Source organism: Streptomyces sp. LBL (assembly GCF_029893585.1).
Taxonomy (GTDB): Bacteria; Actinomycetota; Actinomycetes; order Streptomycetales; family Streptomycetaceae; genus Streptomyces.
This window is the reverse complement of record NZ_JARXYX010000012.1, coordinates 1-19,301: the sequence shown is the minus strand read 5'-3', so window position 1 is coordinate 19,301 and position 19,301 is coordinate 1. Positions and strand designations below refer to the sequence as shown.

At 69.7% G+C, this 19,301-nt stretch carries 18 protein-coding genes; 17 read left to right on the top strand and 1 reads right to left on the bottom strand.

The features are described 5' to 3' along the window. Positions 1-142 precede the first annotated feature (142 nt). From M2271_RS16395 to M2271_RS16380, 4 genes are all read left to right on the top strand, one after another. On the top strand, positions 143-1,042 hold the full coding sequence (locus tag M2271_RS16395) for an FAD binding domain-containing protein (protein ID WP_280887956.1): 900 nt from the start codon (positions 143-145) through the stop codon (positions 1,040-1,042). Further along, positions 1,042-1,629 carry a 2Fe-2S iron-sulfur cluster-binding protein gene (locus M2271_RS16390; protein WP_280887955.1) on the top strand — a complete coding sequence of 196 codons (588 nt, stop codon included), beginning with the start codon at positions 1,042-1,044 and terminating at the stop codon, positions 1,627-1,629. Before M2271_RS16395 ends, M2271_RS16390 begins: the two co-directional genes overlap by 1 nt. A gap of 2 nt (positions 1,630-1,631) precedes the next feature. Then, positions 1,632-4,037, top strand: coding sequence for a molybdopterin cofactor-binding domain-containing protein (locus tag M2271_RS16385; RefSeq protein ID WP_280887954.1), 2,406 nt, complete (start codon positions 1,632-1,634; stop codon positions 4,035-4,037). A 117-nt stretch (positions 4,038-4,154) separates the two neighbouring features. Beyond that, positions 4,155-5,306 (top strand): XdhC family protein, encoded by a 1,152-nt coding sequence (locus M2271_RS16380; protein WP_280887953.1) that lies wholly within the window; start codon positions 4,155-4,157, stop codon positions 5,304-5,306. A gap of 190 nt (positions 5,307-5,496) precedes the next feature. On the opposite strand, the gene M2271_RS16375 is transcribed toward M2271_RS16380, so the two are convergent. Beyond that, a complete protein-coding gene (locus tag M2271_RS16375) occupies positions 5,497-5,937 on the bottom strand; it encodes an SRPBCC family protein (RefSeq protein ID WP_280887952.1) in 441 nt (146 codons plus the stop codon). A gap of 249 nt (positions 5,938-6,186) precedes the next feature. On the opposite strand from M2271_RS16375, the gene M2271_RS16370 reads away from it, so the two are divergent. The 13 genes from M2271_RS16370 to M2271_RS16310 all read left to right on the top strand — a co-directional run. Then, positions 6,187-7,008, top strand: a complete 822-nt coding sequence (locus M2271_RS16370) for an SAM-dependent methyltransferase (protein ID WP_280887951.1) — start codon at positions 6,187-6,189, stop codon at positions 7,006-7,008. 404 nt (positions 7,009-7,412) lie between these two features. After that, positions 7,413-8,855, top strand: coding sequence for an MFS transporter (locus M2271_RS16365; protein WP_280887950.1), 1,443 nt, complete (start codon positions 7,413-7,415; stop codon positions 8,853-8,855). A 322-nt stretch (positions 8,856-9,177) separates the two neighbouring features. Then, a complete protein-coding gene (locus M2271_RS16360) occupies positions 9,178-10,350 on the top strand; it encodes an aminotransferase class I/II-fold pyridoxal phosphate-dependent enzyme (protein WP_280887949.1) in 1,173 nt (390 codons plus the stop codon). Positions 10,351-10,430: 80 nt separating this feature from the next. Further along, complete coding sequence (locus M2271_RS16355; RefSeq protein WP_280887948.1) at positions 10,431-10,943, top strand: MaoC family dehydratase; 513 nt, start codon at positions 10,431-10,433, stop codon at positions 10,941-10,943. Between the two features lie 66 nt (positions 10,944-11,009). Beyond that, the gene (locus tag M2271_RS16350; RefSeq protein WP_280887947.1) at positions 11,010-11,840 is read left to right on the top strand and encodes an SAM-dependent methyltransferase; all 831 of its coding nucleotides are present in this window, start codon (positions 11,010-11,012) and stop codon (positions 11,838-11,840) included. Continuing rightward, a complete protein-coding gene (locus tag M2271_RS16345; RefSeq protein WP_280887946.1) occupies positions 11,837-12,916 on the top strand; it encodes a methyltransferase domain-containing protein in 1,080 nt (359 codons plus the stop codon). Before M2271_RS16350 ends, M2271_RS16345 begins: the two co-directional genes overlap by 4 nt. A gap of 92 nt (positions 12,917-13,008) precedes the next feature. Further along, a complete protein-coding gene (locus M2271_RS16340; RefSeq protein WP_280887945.1) occupies positions 13,009-13,899 on the top strand; it encodes a diiron oxygenase in 891 nt (296 codons plus the stop codon). 18 nt (positions 13,900-13,917) lie between these two features. Next, on the top strand, positions 13,918-14,796 hold the full coding sequence (locus tag M2271_RS16335; protein ID WP_280887944.1) for a hypothetical protein: 879 nt from the start codon (positions 13,918-13,920) through the stop codon (positions 14,794-14,796). 1 nt (position 14,797) lies between these two features. Next, the gene (locus M2271_RS16330) at positions 14,798-15,457 is read left to right on the top strand and encodes a holo-ACP synthase (RefSeq protein ID WP_280887943.1); all 660 of its coding nucleotides are present in this window, start codon (positions 14,798-14,800) and stop codon (positions 15,455-15,457) included. Beyond that, positions 15,402-15,647, top strand: a complete 246-nt coding sequence (locus M2271_RS16325; protein ID WP_280887942.1) for an acyl carrier protein — start codon at positions 15,402-15,404, stop codon at positions 15,645-15,647. The genes M2271_RS16330 and M2271_RS16325 overlap by 56 nt, the downstream gene beginning before the upstream one ends. Position 15,648: 1 nt before the next feature. Next, complete coding sequence (gene metK / locus M2271_RS16320) at positions 15,649-16,842, top strand: methionine adenosyltransferase (RefSeq protein ID WP_280887941.1); 1,194 nt, start codon at positions 15,649-15,651, stop codon at positions 16,840-16,842. A gap of 1 nt (position 16,843) precedes the next feature. Beyond that, positions 16,844-17,827, top strand: coding sequence for a carbohydrate kinase family protein (locus M2271_RS16315; RefSeq protein WP_280887940.1), 984 nt, complete (start codon positions 16,844-16,846; stop codon positions 17,825-17,827). Then, positions 17,824-19,301, top strand: a 1,478-nt coding sequence (locus tag M2271_RS16310) for a homocysteine S-methyltransferase family protein (protein ID WP_280887939.1), incomplete at its 3' end; no start/stop codon positions are given. The genes M2271_RS16315 and M2271_RS16310, both read left to right, overlap by 4 nt.

Genomic DNA, 19,301 nt, shown 5'->3' with positions numbered 1-19,301 from the left:
GGCGTTGTGTACTGATCTCACTTAGCGTGAAGAGCACAGGGAACGAGCCGGGACCGCCGCCCACGGATGGCCCGCCCACGCAGGGCCCGATCCGGACGACCCACGAGGCGAAGCCTCACGAGACGAACGAAGAGAGCCGGTCATGGACTTCCTTCGCCCCGCCAGTTGGGAGGAGGCGCTCGCCGCGAAGGCCGGGCACCCCACCGCCGTGCCGATCGCGGGCGGCACCGACGTGATGGTCGAGATCAACTTCGACCACCGCCGGCCCGAGTACCTGCTCGACCTCAACCGCGTCCGCGACCTCTACGAGTGGGAGGTGGGCGAGGAGAGCGTCCGACTCGGTGCCTCCGTCCCGTACACGAAGATCATGGACCACCTGCGCGCCGAACTGCCGGGCCTGGCCCTCGCCTCGCACACGGTCGCCTCCCCGCAGATCCGCAACCGCGGCGGCGTCGGCGGCAACCTCGGTACCGCCTCCCCGGCCGGTGACGCCCACCCGGCCCTCCTCGCGGCGGGTGCCGAGGTCGAGGTGGAGTCCGTACGGGGATCTCGGCTGATCCCGATCGACGAGTTCTACACGGGCGTGAAGCGCAACGCGCTCGCCGCCGACGAGCTGATCCGGGCCGTCCACGTCAGGAAGGCCGACGGGCCGCAGCAGTACTCCAAGGTCGGCACCCGCAACGCCATGGTCATCGCGGTGTGCGCCTTCGGGCTCGCGTTGCACCCGTCCTCGCGCACGGTCCGCACCGGCATCGGCTCCGCGGCGCCCACGCCGGTTCGGGCGAAGACCGCCGAGGAGTTCCTGAACGCGGCGCTCGAAGAGGGCGGTTTCTGGGACAACGGCAGGGTCATCACCCCGTCGGTCGCCCAGCAGTTCGCGGATCTGTGCGCCGCCGCCTGCAACCCGATCGACGACGTCCGGGGCACGGCGAGCTACCGCCGTCACGCGGTCGGCATCATGGCCCGCCGCACCCTGACCTGGACCTGGGAGTCCTATCGCGGCACCGAAGGCCGGACACAGCGGAAGGGCGGTGTCGCGTAATGCGCGTCAGTTTCACGGTCAACGGACGTCCGCAGGAAGCCGACGACGTCTGGGAGGGCGAGTCCCTGCTGTACGTGCTGCGGGAGCGGCTCGGGCTGCCCGGGTCCAAGAACGCCTGCGAGCAGGGCGAGTGCGGTTCCTGCACGGTCCGACTGGACGGCGTACCGGTGTGTTCCTGCCTGGTCGCCGCCGGTCAGGTGGAGGGCCGCGAGGTCGTCACGGTCGAAGGGCTCGCGGAGTACGCCCGGCGGCGCTCCTGCGGCACGGGCTCCTGCGACACGGGCTCCTGCGGTACCTCACTGGACGCCGCCCGGCAGTGGGCGGCCGGGCCGCAGGACTCCCACACCGGTGAGGGCACCGACCTCTCCCCGGTCCAGCAGGCGTTCATCGACGCGGGTGCCGTCCAGTGCGGTTTCTGCACCCCGGGTCTGCTGGTCGCCGCCGACGAGATGCTGGAGCGCAACCCGAACCCGACCGACGCGGACATCCGCGAGGCGCTGTCGGGGAACCTGTGCCGCTGCACCGGTTACGAGAAGATCATGGACGCGGTCCGCCTGGCGGCCGCCCGGCAGGGAGAGGCGGTCTGAGCATGCCCACCGACAGCGCCCCCATCGGCCCTCCCCTCGGCACGCCCACCCAGGTCACCCAGGGGGCGGACAGCAAGGGCGGAATCGGCGAGTCCACGCTCCGCCCGGACGGCACCCTCAAGGTCACCGGCGAGTTCGCGTACGCGTCCGACATGTGGCACGAGGACATGCTCTGGGGACAGACCCTGCGCTCCACCGTCGCCCACGCCGAGATCGTCTCCATCGACACGAGCGAGGCCCTCGCGCTTCCGGGCGTCCACGCCGTCATGACGTACGACGACCTGCCGACCGACGTGCGGAACTACGGCCTGGACATCCAGGACACCCCGGTCCTCGCGCACCGCAAGGTGCGCCACCACGGCGAGCCCGTCGCCATCGTCGCCGCCGACCACCCGGAGACGGCCCGCCGCGCCGCCGCCAGGATCAGGGTCGAGTACCGCGCGCTGCCCGTCATCACCGACGAGGCCTCCGCGACCGCGCCCGACGCGATCCTCGTCCACGAGAACCGCGACGACCGGCACCTGGGCCACGTCCCGCACCCGAACATCGTCCACCGCCAGCCGATCATCCGCGGAGACGTGTCCACCGCTCGGGAACGCGCCGACGTCATCGTCGAGGGCGAGTACACCTTCGGCATGCAGGACCAGGCCTTCCTCGGCCCCGAGTCCGGGCTCGCGGTGCCCGACGAGGACGGCGGCGTCCACCTCTACATCGCCACCCAGTGGCTCCACTCCGACCTGCGCCAGATCGCGCCCGTGCTCGGCCTGCCCGAGAGCAGGGTGCGGATGACGCTGTCCGGCGTCGGCGGCGCGTTCGGCGGGCGCGAGGACCTGTCGATGCAGATCCACGCCTGCCTGCTGGCGCTGCGCACCGGCAGACCCGTGAAGATCGTCTACAACCGTTTTGAGTCCTTCTTCGGGCACGTCCACCGCCACCCGGCCAAGCTGTACTACGAGCACGGGGCGACGAAGGACGGCAGACTCACCCACCTGAAGGCCCGGATCGTCCTCGACGGCGGTGCCTACGCCTCCACCTCCCCGGCCGTCGTCGGCAACGCCTCCTCGCTCTCCGTCGGCCCGTACGTCGTCGACGACGTCGACATCGAGGCCATCGCCCTCTACACCAACAACCCGCCCTGCGGCGCGATGCGCGGCTTCGGCGCGGTCCAGGCGTGTTTCGCCTACGAGGCCCAGATGGACAAGCTGGCGAAGCGGCTGGGTCTGGACCCGGTGGAGTTCCGGCAGCTCAACGCGATGGAGCAGGGGACCATCATGCCGACCGGGCAGCCGGTCGACTCCCCGGCGCCGGTCGCCGAACTCCTGCGCCGGGTCAAGGCGATGCCCATGCCTCCCGAGCGGCAGTGGGAGAGCAGCGAGGGCGCGGACGTACGACAGCTGCCGGGCGGCCTGTCCAACACCACGCACGGCGAGGGCGTCGTCCGCGGGGTCGGCTACGCGGTCGGTATCAAGAACGTGGGCTTCTCCGAGGGCTTCGACGACTACTCGACCGCGCGCGTGCGCATGGAGGTCGTCGGCGGGGAGCCCGTCGCGACCGTGCACACGGCCATGGCGGAGGTCGGCCAGGGCGGAGTCACCGTCCACGCGCAGATCGCCCGCACCGAACTCGGTGTCGCGCGGGTGACCATCCACCCGGCGGACACCCGGGTGGGCAGCGCCGGTTCGACCTCCGCGTCCCGGCAGACGTACGTCACCGGCGGCGCCGTGAAGAACTCCTGCGAGCTGGTCCGGGAGAAGGTCGTGGAGATCGGGCGCCGCAAGTTCGGCTCGTACCACCCGGCCTGGGCCACCGCCGAGCTGCTGCTGGAGGACGGCAAGGTCGTCACCGACGGCGGCGAGGTCCTCGCCCCTCTGGTGGACGTCCTCGAGGACGAGGCCGTCGAGGTGGAGGCCGTGTGGCGGCACCGCCCGACCGAGGCCTTCGACCTGCGCACGGGCCAGGGCTTCGGACACGTCCAGTACTCCTTCGCCGCCCACCGCGCGGTCGTCGAGGTCGACACCGAGCTCGGTCTGGTGAAGGTCATCGAGCTGGCCTGCGCCCAGGACGTCGGCAAGGCGCTCAACCCGCTCTCCGTCATCGGCCAGATCCAGGGCGGTACCGTCCAGGGCCTGGGCATGGCGGTCATGGAGGAGATCATCGTCGACCCGAAGACGGCGAAGGTCCAGAACCCCTCCTTCACGGACTACCTGATCCCGACCATCCTCGACACGCCGACCCTTCCGGTCGACGTCCTCGAACTCGCCGACCACCACGCCCCGTACGGGCTGCGCGGCATCGGCGAGGCACCGACCCTGTCGTCGACTCCGGCCGTGCTCGCGGCCGTTCGCGACGCGACGGGGCTGGAGCTGAACCGAACGCCGGTACGTCCGGAGCACCTGACCGGAACGTGACCTCCGGCGACCGCGGGTGTCCCTGTGCACCTTGGAGGCCGGCCCGCATGAACCAGCGTGCGCCGGCCGCCCGTTCGGGGACCCTCCACCACCTCTCTGCCAAGGAGGCCGGGACCGATGCTGGACATCGCCGACGAACTGCACCGGTGGGTCGAGCAGGGACGTGACTTCGCCGTGGCCACCGTGGTGGCCGTCGACGGCAGCGCGCCCCGCCGGCCCGGCGCCGCCCTCGCGGTGGACTCCGACGGCACGGCGGTCGGCTCGGTCTCCGGCGGCTGTGTGGAGGGCGCGGTCTACGACCTGTGCCAACAGGCCCTTCGGGACGGGCAGTCGGTCCTGGAGCGTTTCGGCTACAGCGACGAGGACGCCTTCGCCGTCGGCCTGACCTGCGGCGGCGTCATCGACATCGTCGTCACGCCGGTCCGGGCGGGCGACCGGGTCCGCCCGGTGGTCGCGGCAGCTCTGGAGGCCGCCGCGAGCCGACGGGCGGCCGCGGTGGCCCGGATCGTCTCCGGCCCCGCGGAGCTGAGGGGCCGCGCGATGCTGGTCCACCCCGAGGGGGCGTACGACGGCGGATTCGGTGCTCATCCCGAACTTGACCGCACGGTCGCCGCGGAGGCCGGCGCCTTCCTGGACGCGGGCCGCACCGGCACCCTGGAGACCGGCGAACAGGGCTCCCGCTGCGGCTCGCCGCTCACGGTGTTCGTGGAGTCCTCCGTCCCTCCGCCCAGGATGATCGTCTTCGGCGCGGTCGACTTCGCGTCGGCACTCGTCCGTATCGGCACGTTCCTGAACTACCACGTGACGGTCTGCGACGCCCGCCCCGTGTTCGCCACCCGCGCCCGTTTCCCCGAGGCCGACGAGATCGTCGTCGAGTGGCCCCACCAGTACCTGGAGCGCACGGACGTCGACGCCCGCACCGTCCTGTGCGTCCTCACCCACGACGCCAAGTTCGACGTACCTCTGCTGAAACTCGCCCTACGGCTCCCGGTGGCCTACGTGGGCGCGATGGGCTCCCGCCGCACCCACCTGGACCGGATCGAGCGGCTGAGGGAAGTCGGCGTGACGGAGCTGGAGTTGGCTCGGCTGCGGTCCCCGATCGGGCTGGACCTCGGCGCCCGCACGCCGGAGGAGACGGCTCTCTCCATCGCCGCCGAGATCGTCGCCGACCGGCGCGGCGGGAGCGGGGTGTCTTTGACGGGGGCCCACACCCCGATCCACCACGACCCGACGTCGGAACCGGCGGGGCGCACGGGGGCGGTGGCCTGAGCGGGATCGGGATCGGGATGGGAACGGGCTTGGGAACGGGCTTGGGAACGGGCTCGGGAACGGGCTCGGGAACGGGCTTGGGAACGGGTTCGGGCTTGGGAACGGGCTCGGGTTCGGGCTCGGGTTCGGTATGACACGTACCCGCGTAGGAGCCGGTTCGACGGCCGCGTACGAACCGGCTCGACCCGCGTCACGGCCGTCGGAGAAGGCGGTTCGCCGCCCGTCCGAAGACCCGCCGGGCTGCCCCCGCGAGCAGGCGGTCGAAGACACCGGGGAGAAGGCGTACGTCCAGTTCCTCCCGCCAGACAACGCGTGAGCGCCCCCCGGGTCCGGGCCGTACCTCGATCTCGGCCCAGCCTCTGATCACCCGCCCCCGCTTGACGAGGCGGACGAAGCCCGCCTCGTCGTCCGTCGGGGGACGCCAGACCGTGACCTCCATCCGGTCGTCGAAGACGAGCGGGCCGATTCCCGAGCGGGCCACGAAGACCGTGCCCTCGCGGGTCGGCGGGGGAGTGAGCACGGTGACACGGGTCAGGGGCACCACCGTGCCGTGGCGGGGCCACTCCGTGAGGCGGCGCCACGCCTCGTCGAGGGGGAGCGGTGCCGTGCGTTCGAGAAGGAAGGTGACCACGGGATGATCGTAGGGAATCCGGCCTGCTCAGCGGGCCGTTCGCGGACAGCTCACGCACGTGGCCCAGCCGGGTACGGGCCCGGGGGCGGTCGGGCGGGTCCGTACGTCGGCGCGGTGACCAGCACTCACAGAATTGGCCAGAACTCAACCGTGAGTGACGGTGATCTTTCGTGAACTCCCCTTGGACACGGCAGGTTCACCTACATTGGGTGCCCTGATCGCCAACGCCGAGCCACTGGAGGCCCTGCCGTGTCGGACGCCCACTCCGAGGTCACCGTCGGTGCGAAGCCGTCCGCCCGGATCGACACCTCGAAGCCGCACTCGGCCCGCTTCTGGAACTACTTCGTCGGAGGCAAGGACCACTACGAGGTCGACCAGGAGATCGGGGACCAGATCAAGGAGATCTTCCCCGGCCTCGTCGACGTGGCGCTCACGAGCCGGCACTTCCTGGGGCGTGCCGCGCGGTACCTGGCAGGAGAACAGGGCATCCGGCAGTTCCTGGACATCGGCACGGGCCTGCCGACCGCCGACAACACCCACGAAGTGGCCCAGCGCGTCGCCCCGGACGCGCGGATCGTGTACGTCGACAACGACCCCATCGTGCTGGCCCACGCCAACGCCCTGCTGACCAGCACCAAGCAGGGCAGGACCGCCTACCTGGACGCCGACCTCTACGAGCCCGAGTCCGTCCTCGAAGCAGCCGCCGCCACCCTCGACTTCTCCCGGCCGATCGCCCTGATGATCCTCAACACCCTCGGTCACGTCGCCGAGTACGACCAGGCGCGCGCACTGGTGCGCCGGCTCGTGGACGGCCTTCCGCCGGGCAGTCACCTGGTGATCAGCGACAGCACCGCCACCAGCCAGGGGATGATCGCCGCGTCCGAGGCGTACAACGCGAGCGGCGCCGTGCCGTACTACGTGCGCGGCGTCGAGGAGATCGCCGGGTTCTTCGACGGCCTGGACCTGGTGGAGCCCGGCATCGTCCAGGTGACCGAGTGGCGCCCCGACTCCGGCGACGCGACCGCCCGTACCGCGGTCGACGCGTACTGCGGAGTGGGCCGCAAGCCCTGACCCGTCGGCCACGTGGACACGAGGTCACCTCGCGCCCGCATACAGAGGCCTGGGGGCCGGCACGGAGATTCGTGCCGGCCCCCAGGCATGTTTCCCGGACTTCCTCGATCCGGCTGAGGCCTCCCAGGGACTGACGGAGGGCGTCCGGGCCGTCCTGGCCGAACGCGGACGACGGGACGCTGAGGAACCTGGAGCCGGTCCGGGCTCAGTTCGAAGTGTCGAGGGTGACACCGGCCGACCGGTGAACGAGTTCTGCGCACCCAGGCAGCCGGAGTCGTCGTACCGACCTCCCCCAAGTGGGCCCGAACGGTGCCGATTCAGGGTCTCAACATACCCCCCATGGGTATGCTACGTTCTAGCTCCAAGGTACCCCGAGGGGGTATGTGACGAGAAGGGGTGGAGCCATGTCGGCCGTCAATCCTCGGCGGTGGTGGGCACTGGTTGTGCTTGCCGCTGCTCAGTTCATGGTGATCATGGACACGTCGATCATCGGGGTGGCGCTCCCCGAGATGCAGCAGGACCTCGGCTTCTCGCAGGGCGAGCTCCAGTGGGTGTTCAACGCCTACGTCATCGCCTTCGGCGGCTTACTGCTGCTCGGCGGTCGCCTGTCCGATCTGCTCGGCGCACGCAAGGTGTTCAGCACCGGCTGGGTGATCCTCATCGCGGGATCGGTCCTCGCGGCCGCCGCCCAGACCGCCTGGGTGGAGGTCGCCGGCCGCGCCGTCCAGGGTGTCGGAGGGGCACTGATCGCGCCCTCGGCCATGACACTGCTGATGATGCTCTTCATGCACGACCCGAAGGAGCTCGGCAAGGCCATGGCCCTCTACGGTGCGGCGGCACCCGCGGGCGGTACGGCCGGTGTCTTCCTCGGTGGGGTCTTCACCGAGTGGCTCAGCTGGCCGTGGGTCTTCATCATCTACATCCCGATCGGTGTCGCGACTCTCGCCGCCACCAAGCTGCTGCCGGACGTCGGTGGCCGACGTGGTGGGGTGGACGTGCTGGGAGCGGCTTCGGTCACCGCGGGTCTCGCGCTCGCCGTCTTCGCGGTCGTCCGGGCGCCGGAGGTCGGATGGACCTCCACGGGCACCGTGCTGCAGCTGGCAGGGGCCGCGGCGCTGCTGCTGCTCTTCTTCGTGATCCAGAAGACGCTCCGCGAGCCCCTCATGCCGCTCGGCATCTGGCGCGTCCCGCGGCTCGGCTCGGCCAACCTGGCGATGGCCCTGCTGGGTGCCGCGTGGATCCCGATGTGGTACTTCCTCAACCTGTACCTCCAGCAGGTCCTCGGTTACGGGGCCTTCGCCTCCGGCGCCGCCTTGCTGCCGATGACCGTCCTCCTGATGATCTTCATGACGGCCATCACGGCGAAGCTGATGGCCAAGTTCGGGGCCAAGCCGCTGATCGGTGGCGGTCTCCTGGTCCTCGCGGCCGGTCTGCTCTGGCTGTCGGCGGTCGAGCCCACGGGAACCTTCGCGGTCGATGTTCTGCCCGCCTCGCTGGTCGCCGCGCTCGGTATGTCGCTGGCGTACATCCCGGCGATGATGTCGGCGATGTCGGGTGCCCCGCAGGAGCAGGCGGGTCTGGCGTCGGGCATCGTCAACACCACCTATCAGGTGGGGTCGGCGCTGGGTCTCGCCGCGCTCACCGCGGTGGCCACCTCGCAGGGCGCCGGTCAGCTGGGCAACCTGCCGGCGCTGACGGACGGCTTCAGCGCGGCCTTCATCTGGGCCGCGGCGATCGCCGCCTTGGGTGGCCTGCTGACGCTGGCCCTGATGCGCGGTGACAAGGCCTCGGCAGCACCTCAGGCCGAGGACTCTCAGGTCGCTCACGGAGAGCGGGCCACCGCCTAAGGGAGCAACCTGCACCAACAACCAGCGCCAGCACCACCAACCAGCAAAAGCAGCAACAGCCAGCACCAGCAGAATCTCAACAGGGCCGTTCAGTGCCGGGAAACCAGCATCGGGGCGGCCCTTTCTGATGCGCGAGAGCGAGGCCGACCGAGGGCCCACGCGGAGGAGCGGGCCCGATCTCGAAGAGCCCAGAGGAGCCCAGAAGGGCCCAGCAGGGCGCAGAAGTCATAGAGAAGGGCCCACAAGCCCGCAAGCCCGAGCAGGGCCGACAAGGGCCCAGTCAGGGGCCTCGCCCAAGCGCCCACTCGTCAGGAGCGTAGCCATGGATATCCAGACCAGAGCCGTGCATACGCGGAACGAGCCCAGCCCGGAGGGTGGTGGCCGACCGCTCAGCGTGCCCATCGTCCAGTCCTCGGCCTTCGCCTTCGACTCCGCGGACGCGCTCGCGGAAGCCATGTCCGGCCCCGATGGTCCGTACGTGTACTCGCGCCGCGGCAACCCGACCGTACGGGCACTGGAGCGGACGCTCGCGGGCCTCGAAGGGGGCGCCGCCGCCATCGGGTTCGCCTCGGGCATGGGGGCCATCAGCGCCGTCCTCTTCGCGCTGCTGAAGCCGGGGGATCACGTGGTCGCACAGCGGTGCCTGTACGGCGGCACCTACTCCGTGCTCTCCGACCTGGTCGATCGGTACGGCGTCGTGGTCGAGTACGTGGCCGGTGACGACGCCTCCGAGTTCGAACGGCTCGTACGGCCGACGACGCGCCTGCTGCATCTCGAGACGATCGCGAATCCCACCGGCCGGGTGCCCGACCTCGCGGGGCTCACGGCGGTGGCGCGGCAGCACGGGGTGGTGAGCGTGGTGGACAACTCGCTGGCCTCGCCCGTGCTGTGCCGCCCCATCGAACACGGGGCCGATGTGGTGGTGCACTCGACCACCAAGTACCTCTCGGGGCATTCCGACGTCCTGGGGGGAGTGGCCGTCTTCGCCGATGAGGGTGTGCGTGACCGGGTGTGGCCGCGTGCCGTCGAACTCGGTTCCTGTGCCGATCCGTTCGCCGCCTGGTTGACCCTCCGGGGAGTCCAGACGCTGCCGCTCAGGATGCGCCAGCACTGTGCGGGCGCCGAACTGCTCGCCGGCCGGCTCGTCGCGTACCCGGGGGTGACAGCGGTGCACTGGCCATGGCTCCCGGGCCACCCGACGTACGGCCTGGCGCGCACAGTGCTCTCCGGCGGCGGAGGCATGGTCTCGTTCGATCTCGCAGGCGGCCGGGAAGCGGGGCGCGCGTTCATCGAAGGCGTGCGGCTCGCTCGACTCGCCCTGTCCCTGGGCGGAGTCGAGACGTTGGTGGCCCATCCTGCGTCGACCTCGCACCGGGAGCTGGACGAAGCGGCCCTGGCCGCAGCCGGCATAGGTCCGGGGACCGTGCGGATGTCCGTGGGCATCGAGCACCCGGAGGACCTGTGGAGTGACGTGGAGCAGGCACTCAAGTCGTAGATTTGGATTGACAAAATAAATGGTTGATTCGTAGATTGGAGTGGTTCAGAGAAACCTTTCTGGCTCAACAGGGGGGCGCCATGCGTTACTTCGAGGACTTCCGTGCCGGTGACGTGCATGTACTGGGCACCGTTACCGTGACCGAGGAGGAGGTGCTGGAGTTCGGGAGGCGCTACGACCCGCAGACCTTCCACACCGATCCCGAGCGTGCGAAGCAGTCGCCCTTCGGCGGTCTGATCGCCAGCGGCTTCCACACCTCGGCGCTCTTCATGCGTCGGTACGTGGACGGCCTTCTCTCCTACAGCGACTGCGTCGGCTCACCCGGCATCGACGAGGTCCGCTACCACCGGCCGGTGCGCCCGGGAGACACACTCACCGCGCGGATCGAAATCCTCGGTTCGCGCCCCTCGCTCATGAGCCCCACCACCGGAATCGTGCAGCCCCGCTGCGAACTGGTGGCCCCTGACGGGACGGTCGTGTTCAGCATGATCCTGCACAGCATCTTCCGGCGGCGTCCCACTGCCGCCTCCGCCGCATCCCCCGTGTCGATGCCCGCGGCGGAGGACCCGGTCGCTTGTGGGCGAACACGCTGAGCACGGCCGTCCTACCTGACGCACAGCACTCCGACTTCTGAAGCGCTTCCCGAAGGGGGACCTCCTGTGGAGGCCGTATCCCGCACCGCCCAGTGGACCGCCGCCGCGCGGGCACTGGAAACCGAACGCGAGGACCGGCTGTTCGCCGATCCCTACGCGCGCACCGTCGCCGACACCATCGGCTTCGAACTGCTCGAACGGTACGCGGGCGCAGGCACCGTGCCGTTCCTCGCCATCCGCACCACCTACCTGGACCGGGCCATCGGGCACGCCGTCCAGGAGCGGGGGCTGCGCCAGGTCGTGTTCCTCGCGGCCGGCATGGACACCCGCTACTACCGGCTCGACTGGCCGGACGGCGTCACCGTCTACGAACTGGACCGGCCCGCCCTGCTCGACGCCAAGGCGGAACTGCTGGCCGACGAGCCGGCGCCCGCGGGTCGCGAGCGCCGTACCGTCGCGGTCGACCTGACCCAGGACTGGACCGGGCAGCTCAAGGACTCGGGCTGGCGCTCCGAGCAGCCCACGCTGTGGATCGTGGAGGGACTGCTGTTCTTCCTCCCCGAAGACGCCGTACGCACCCTGATCACCACCCTCTGGCAGAACAGTGCGCCGGGCTCGGTCTTCCTCGGAGACGTCATCAGCGAGGCGGCCCTGAAGAACCCGCTCTCCCGGTCGTTCATGCGGGCCCTCGCGGAGGACGGCAATCCCTGGCTCTTCGGCACCGAGGAGCCCGAGCTGCTGCTGACCTCGTGCGGCTGGACGGTCCGCGAGGTCCGCCAGCCCGGCGAGGAGGGTGCCCACTTCGGCCGCTGGCCCTACCCCGTGGCGCCGCGGGAGGCTCCCCGTGTGCCGCGGTCCTTTCTGTTCACCGCGGTTCGAGACGAGGTATCAGCATGACCGACGAGGCCCTCGGCACCGAAGCCACCGTCGACCCGGCCACGGCCTTCCACCAGCGCATCATCGGTGACGCCGCGGCCGCGGTCCGCGGCCTGACCGTCTCCCTCGGTGAGCGGCTGGGGTTGTACCGGACGCTGGCCGAGCACGGGCCGCTGACCCCCGCTGAGCTCGCTGAGCGCGCCGGCATCACCGTGCGCTATGCGGAGGAGTGGCTGCACGCCCAGCTGAGCGCCGGCTACGTCGAGCGCCACCCGTCGTCGGACAAGTACACGCTGCCCGCCGCGCACATCGCGGTGCTCGCCGACCCGAGCGCGCCGACCTTCGCCGCCGGATTCTTCACGGCGCTCAAGGCCCTCTACGCCACCGAGGATCTGCTCACCGAGGCCTACCGCACCGGTGACGGCGTCGGATGGGCCGAGCACGATCCGGCCCTCGACACCGGCATGGGCAGCTTCTTCCGGCCCACCTACCAGCACCGGCTCCTGCCCGACTGGCTGCCCTCCCTGCACGGGATCACCGACAAGCTGGCCAACGGCGGAAGCGTCGCCGACGTGGGGTGCGGCGTCGGTGACACCACCCGGCTCATCGCCCAGGCCTTCCCCAACGCCAAGGTGTACGGCTTCGACTACTCGGAGGAGGCCATCGGTATCGCCCGGCAGCTCGCCGAGGACGAGGGCCTGTCCGGCCGGGTCGTCTTCGACACCGCCTCCGCCGACGACTACCCGGGCGCCGGGTACGACCTGGTGACCTTCTTCAACTGCCTGCACGACATGGGCGATCCGGTCACCGCCGCACAGCACGTTCACAAGTCCCTGGACACGGACGGCACATGGATGCTCGTCGAGTCCAATGTCTCGCCCGCGGACATCGACACCCGTACTCCGGCCGCCCACATGTTCATGGCCCTGTCCGCCGTGATGTGTCTGCCCGTCGCCGTGGCCCAGCGCGGACCGAAGGCCCTCGGCAACCACTCCGGGGAGAAGGCGTTCCGGGCCATCGCCGAGGACGCCGGCTTCACCCGCTTCCGGCGCGCGACCGAGACCCCGGTCAACGCCGTGTACGAAGTCAGGCCCTGACGCGCGGCGCAACCCGTGTCGCGCGAGCAACCATGCATCGTCGCGCACCGCGAACCCCGCACCGCGTATCGCGTACCCGACAGGAGAGAACCATGGCCGCCACGGCGCTGCCCGTCACCGACCGTTTCCTGGAAGTCCTCGGCCGGCTCAGCGAGAAGTCCATCGAGGACTACTACAACCCGTACCAGCAGTTCGACTGGCCCGAGAAGCTCGAGGACAACCGTCTGTGGATGACCCCCGAGTTGCTCACCCCCTACGGCACCCCCCACCTCGACGCGTTGGGTGAGGACACCCTGCACAGGCTGTCCAAGTGGGAGTCGATCAACTTCTACAGCCTCAACGTGCACGGCATCCGCGAACTGCTCATCGAGGTCGTGGGCCGCATCCACATGCCCGGCTTCGAGGTGCCGTCCGACTTCTTCCACCACTTCATCGGCGAAGAGAACGAACACATGTGGTTCTTCGCCGAGTTCTGTCGCCGCTACGGCCAGAAGATCTACGCCTCCACGGCCATGCGGGCCGACTCCGCCTGGGAGCCGGAGATCGAGAACTTCCTGGTCTTCGCCCGCATCCTGTTCTTCGAGGAGCTGGTCGACCACTACAACTCCCGGATGGCCCAGGACGCGTCGCTCTGCGACACCATCCGGCACGTCAACCGCATCCACCACCAGGACGAGTCCCGGCACATCGCCTTCGGACGCGAACTCGTCTCCCTGCTGTTCGCCCGTATGTGCACAGCGGTGAGCGGTGAACGAGTCCGCGAGGTGGAGTCGTACCTGAAGCGCTACGTCGTCTTCAGCGTCAACTCCCTGTACAACCCGCACGTCTACCGCGACGCCGGTATCGCCGACCCGCTCGCGCTGCGGAACGCCCTCATCGCCGACGAGAGCCGCCGCGAGCACGAGCGCAGGGCCATCCGCAAGCCGCTCGCCTTCTTCCTCAAGACCGGGATCTTCTCCGACGACACCCTGCCGGTCATCTGAACCGAAAGGTGGCATCTCATGTCCCACGACACCCTTGCCCAAGAGCGATGTTCCACACGGGAATCGCGCGGTCTCCCGTCCCTCGGACCCGAGGGTACGGCCCTGCTGCGGCTGCTGGACGACACCTTCGAAAGCTGGGGCGCCGCCGCCGGGGCCCGCTCCATGACCATGCCCCCGCTGCTGCCGGCCGTCGACCTCAAGCGGCTCGACTACTACGAGAACTTCCCGCACCAGGCCGTCGTCGCCACTCCCATCGAAGTCGACCGACGCGGCGAGTTCTGTGCCGACACCGGCTGCTTCCCCTGCAACGCCCTCCAGCCCGCCGAGTACGGCCTTCCCTCCGCCTCCTGCTATGCCGTCTACCTCGACCACGAGGGGAGTGAGATCGCCGAGAACACACTCGTCACGGTCGTCGGCTGGTGCTTCCGCAAGGAGAACCGCTACGAGGGCCTGCGCCGGCAACTGGGCTTCCGTATGCGGGAGATCGTGGCGATCGGCAGCCGCGAACACGCCGAGAGCCATCTGTGCGCCTTCACCGAGCGCATCACCGCGTTCGCCGAAGCGCTGGACCTGCCGCTGCGCAAGGAAGCCGCCAGCGACCCCTTCTTCGACAAGGGCGGCTCCAAGGCTGTTCTGCAACGGCTGACCCCGGTCAAGCACGAGTTCCTCTACGAGGACCTGGCGATCGCCTCGGTCAACACCCACCGCAACTTCTTCGGTGACCGTTGCTCCATCACGCTGGGCGGCACCGGCGGCCCCGCCTTCACCAGCTGCGTCGCCTTCGGGCTCGAACGCTGGCTGTCCGCCCTGACCCGACGCCACGGCAGCTGGGCCGCAGCGAACGACGCGGTTCGCACGGCTGCGGGCAGTCTGGCCGCGGCCGGGCCGGTGGTCTGACGTGCCGGCCCGTCCCACCGCCGCGGGCGGCCTGGGGTGGGCGAACCTCGGCATGGACATCGTGTCCGTCAAACGCGTCCACCGACTGCTCACCGAGTACGGCGAGGAATTCTTCGGTCGGATGCTCGATCCAGGCGAACTGGCCGACTGCGGAACCTCCCAGGGCCTCGACCTGCTCAGCCTGTGCGGGCGGATCGCGGCCAAGGAAGCGGCCTTCAAGACCCTGCGTGTCCAGGGGCGCTTCCTGCCGTGGCGGGACATCGTGGTGCGCCGGTCGGACGGCGGCTGGCCACTGGTCGAGCTGCACCGTCGCGCGGCCGAGATGGCCGCCGAATCCGGCATCACCGACATCACCGTGAGCATCAGTCACGACGTGGACTACGCGGTGGCCGTGGCCGCTCCCATCCTCGGCGATCCGCCCGCCCCCGAGCGTGCAACAGATCCGCCCGCCCCTGAGGGTGCAACAGATCCGCCCGCCCCTGAGGGTGAAACAGATCCGCCCGCCCCCGAGCGTGAATCAGATCCGCCCATCCCCGAGCGTGAAACACCTGCCGAAGCCCCTGCAGCACATCCATCACAGCACCTCAAGACCAAGGAGTACTCTCATGGCCGACTCCCCTCTGCAGCAGGTCAAGGACTGGATCCTCAAGCGCCACTCTGACCGCGAGGACGTCCCGCGGGACCTCGACCTGATCGAGAACCGGCTGATCGACTCGCTCTCCTTCGTCGAGTTCGTCTTCCTGCTCGAACAGCTCAGCGGGCAGACCATCGAGATGGAGACCCTCGAGGTCGACGCCATCCGCACCCTCGACGCCATCGAGACCCACTTCTTCTGTGCGGAGGTGAAGTGACATGGTCCGGCGGCTCTTCACCTCCGAGTCCGTCACCGAGGGGCACCCCGACAAGATCGCCGATCAGATCAGCGACACGATCCTGGACACCCTCCTGGCGCAGGATCCCGCCTCGCGGGTGGCCGTGGAAACCCTGATCACCACGGGCCAGGTACACGTGGCGGGCGAGGTCACCACCCGCGCGTACGCCCCGATCGCCCAACTGGTGCGCGACACGATCCTCGGCATCGGATACGACTCCTCGGCCAAGGGATTCGACGGCGCGTCCTGCGGCGTCTCCGTCTCGATCGGCGCCCAGTCGCCCGACATCGCACGGGGCGTGGACACGGCGGGCAAGGACGGCGACGACCTCGACCGGCAGGGCGCCGGCGACCAAGGGCTGATGTTCGGGTACGCCTGCAACGACACCCCCGAGCTCATGCCCCTGCCGATCTTTCTGGCACACCGGCTGGCCCGCCGCCTGGCGGACGTCCGGAAGAACGGCACCTGCCCCTATCTGCGGCCCGACGGCAAGACTCAGGTCACCATCGAGTACGACGGAGACCGGCCCGTGCGCCTGGACACCGTGGTCGTCTCCTCACAGCACGCCGCCGACATCAGCCTGGACGGTCTCCTGGCACCGGACATCCGGGAGTACGTGGTCGATCCGGAACTCAAGGCACTCGCCGAGCAGGGAATCGGCCTGGAGAGCGACGGGCACCGGCTGCTGGTCAACCCCACCGGCCGGTTCGAGATCGGCGGTCCGATGGGCGACGCCGGCCTCACCGGCCGCAAGATCATCATCGACACGTACGGTGGCATGGCCCGCCATGGTGGTGGCGCGTTCTCCGGCAAGGACCCGTCGAAGGTGGACCGCTCGGCGGCGTACGCCATGCGCTGGGTCGCCAAGAACGTGGTGGCGGCCGGGCTGGCCGCACGGTGCGAGGTGCAGGTCGCGTACGCCATCGGCAAGGCCGCTCCGGTGGGCCTGTTCGTGGAGACGTTCGGCACCGAGACCGTCCCGGTGGAGCGGATCCAGCAGGCGGTCACCGAGGTCTTCGACCTGCGCCCGGCCGCCATCGTGCGGGACCTGGACCTGCTGCGGCCGGTCTACGCGCAGACGGCGGCCTACGGCCACTTCGGCCGCGAACTGCCCGACTTCACCTGGGAGCGGACCGATCGCGCCGACGCACTGCTCAACGCAGTAGGGGGCTGAGATGCAGATCGCTGTCACAGGCTCGATCGCCACCGACCATCTGATGTCCTTCTCCGGGAGTTTCACGGACCATCTCCTGGCCGACCGCCTGGACCGGGTCTCGCTGTCGTTCCTCGCCGACCGGCTGGAAATACGACGCGGCGGTGTGGCAGCGAACATCTCCTTCGGCCTGGGACAACTCGGCCTGCGGCCGGTGCTGGTCGGCGCGGTCGGCGGCGACTTCGAGCCGTACCGCGTCTGGCTCAAGGAGCACGGAGTCGACACCGACTCCGTGCTCGTCCGCCAGGGTCTGCACACGGCACGGTTCGTCTGCACCACGGACCGGATGCAGAACCAGATCGCGACGTTCTACGCCGGGGCCATGTCCGAGGCTCGCACCATCGACCTCGCCCCGGTCCTCGAACGAGTGGGCCGGCTCGGCCTGGTCATGGTCTCGCCCGACGACCCCGAGGCGATGCTCAGGCACACACGAGCCTGCCGCTCGCTCGGCATACCCTTCGCCGCGGACCCCTCCCAGCAGCTGGCCAGTCTCACCAGGGACCAGGTGCTCGACCTCGTCGACGGAGCCCGCTGGCTGTTCACCAACGAGTACGAGGCCGCGCTTCTCCAGGAGCGGACCGGACTGACGGACGCGGAGATCCTGCGCCGGGTGGGCTGCTGGGTCGTCACCCGAGGCAAGAAGGGGGTGCTGATCCACCGGGACGGCAGTCGCGTCCTGGCGGTGCCCGCGGTCGAGGTGCCCGGCGTGGTGGACCCCACCGGCGTCGGTGACGCCTTCCGGGCCGGCTTCCTGGCCGGTGTCGCCTGGGGCGTACCCGAGAAGTGCGCGGCCCAACTCGGCTGTGTCCTGGCGGCCACCGTCCTCGACTACGTCGGAACGCAGGAGTACCGCCTCCAGCGGGAGCCGCTGATGGCGCGTCTGAGGACGACCTACGGAGTCGGATGCGCCGCACATCTCCTCGCCCACCTGCGGGAGTTGTCGTGACGAAGGAGCGGATCACGGCACTCCGTGCGGCTCTGGCGAGCCGTTGCGTGGTGGCCGACGGAGCCATGGGCACGATGCTTCAGGCGCAGGATCCGACGCTGGAGGACTTCCAGCAGCTGGAGGGCTGCAACGAGATCCTCAACGTCACCCGCCCGGACATCGTGCGCTCGGTCCACGAGGCCTATTTCGCGGTGGGTGTGGACTGCGTGGAGACCAACACGTTCGGCGCCAACCACGCCGCGCTGGGTGAGTACGACATCGCCGGCCGCGTGCACGAACTGTCCGAGGCGGGGGCGCGGATCGCCCGGGAGGTCGCCGACGAGTTCACGGTGAACACGGGGCAGCAGCGTTGGGTCCTGGGCTCCATGGGGCCCGGCACCAAGCTGCCGACCCTCGGCCATGCCCCGTACACCACGCTGCGCGACGCCTACCAGCAGAACGCCGAGGGCATGATCGCGGGTGGCGCGGACGCGCTGTTGGTGGAGACCACCCAGGACCTGCTGCAGACCAAGGCCGCCGTGATCGGCGCCCGCCGTGCCCTGGACAGCACCGGGCTCGACCTGCCGCTGATCGTGTCGGTGACCGTCGAGGCGACCGGCACGATGCTGCTCGGCTCGGAGATCGGCGCGGCCCTCACCGCGCTGGAGCCGCTCGGTATCGACATGATCGGCCTGAACTGCGCCACCGGCCCCGCCGAGATGAGCGAGCACCTGCGCTACCTGGCCCGCCACTCCCGCATCCACTTGTCCTGTATGCCGAACGCGGGCCTGCCGGTCCTCACCAAGGACGGGGCCCACTACCCGCTGACCGCCTCCGAACTGGCCGATGCGCAGGAGGGTTTCGTCCGGGACTACGGCCTGTCCCTGATCGGTGGGTGTTGCGGTACGACGCCGGAGCATCTGCGTCAGGTGGTGGAGCGGGTCCGTGAGCTCACGCCGGCCGAGCGTCGGCCGAGTCCGGAGCCGGGTGCGGCTTCCCTGTACCAGACGGTTTCCTTCCGTCAGGACACCGCGTATCTGGCGATCGGTGAGCGGACCAACGCCAACGGTTCGAAGAAGTTCCGCGAGGCCATGCTGGAGGGCCGCTGGGAAGACTGTGTGGAGACGGCCCGTGAGCAGATCCGTGAGGGCGCTCACATGCTGGATCTGTGTGTGGACTATGTCGGGCGTGACGGTGTGGCCGACATGGCGGAGCTGGCCGGGCGTTTCGCCACGGCGTCCACGCTGCCGATCGTGCTGGACTCCACGGAGGTGGAGGTCCTGCGGGCGGGTCTGGAGAAGCTCGGCGGGCGGGCGGTCATCAACTCGGTCAACTACGAGGACGGTGACGGACCCGAGTCGCGGTTCGCGAAGGTCACCCGGCTGGCGCGGGAGCACGGCGCCGCGCTGATCGCGCTGACCATCGACGAGGAGGGCCAGGCCCGTACCCCTGAGAAGAAGGTCGAGATCGCCGAACGGCTGATCGACGATCTGAC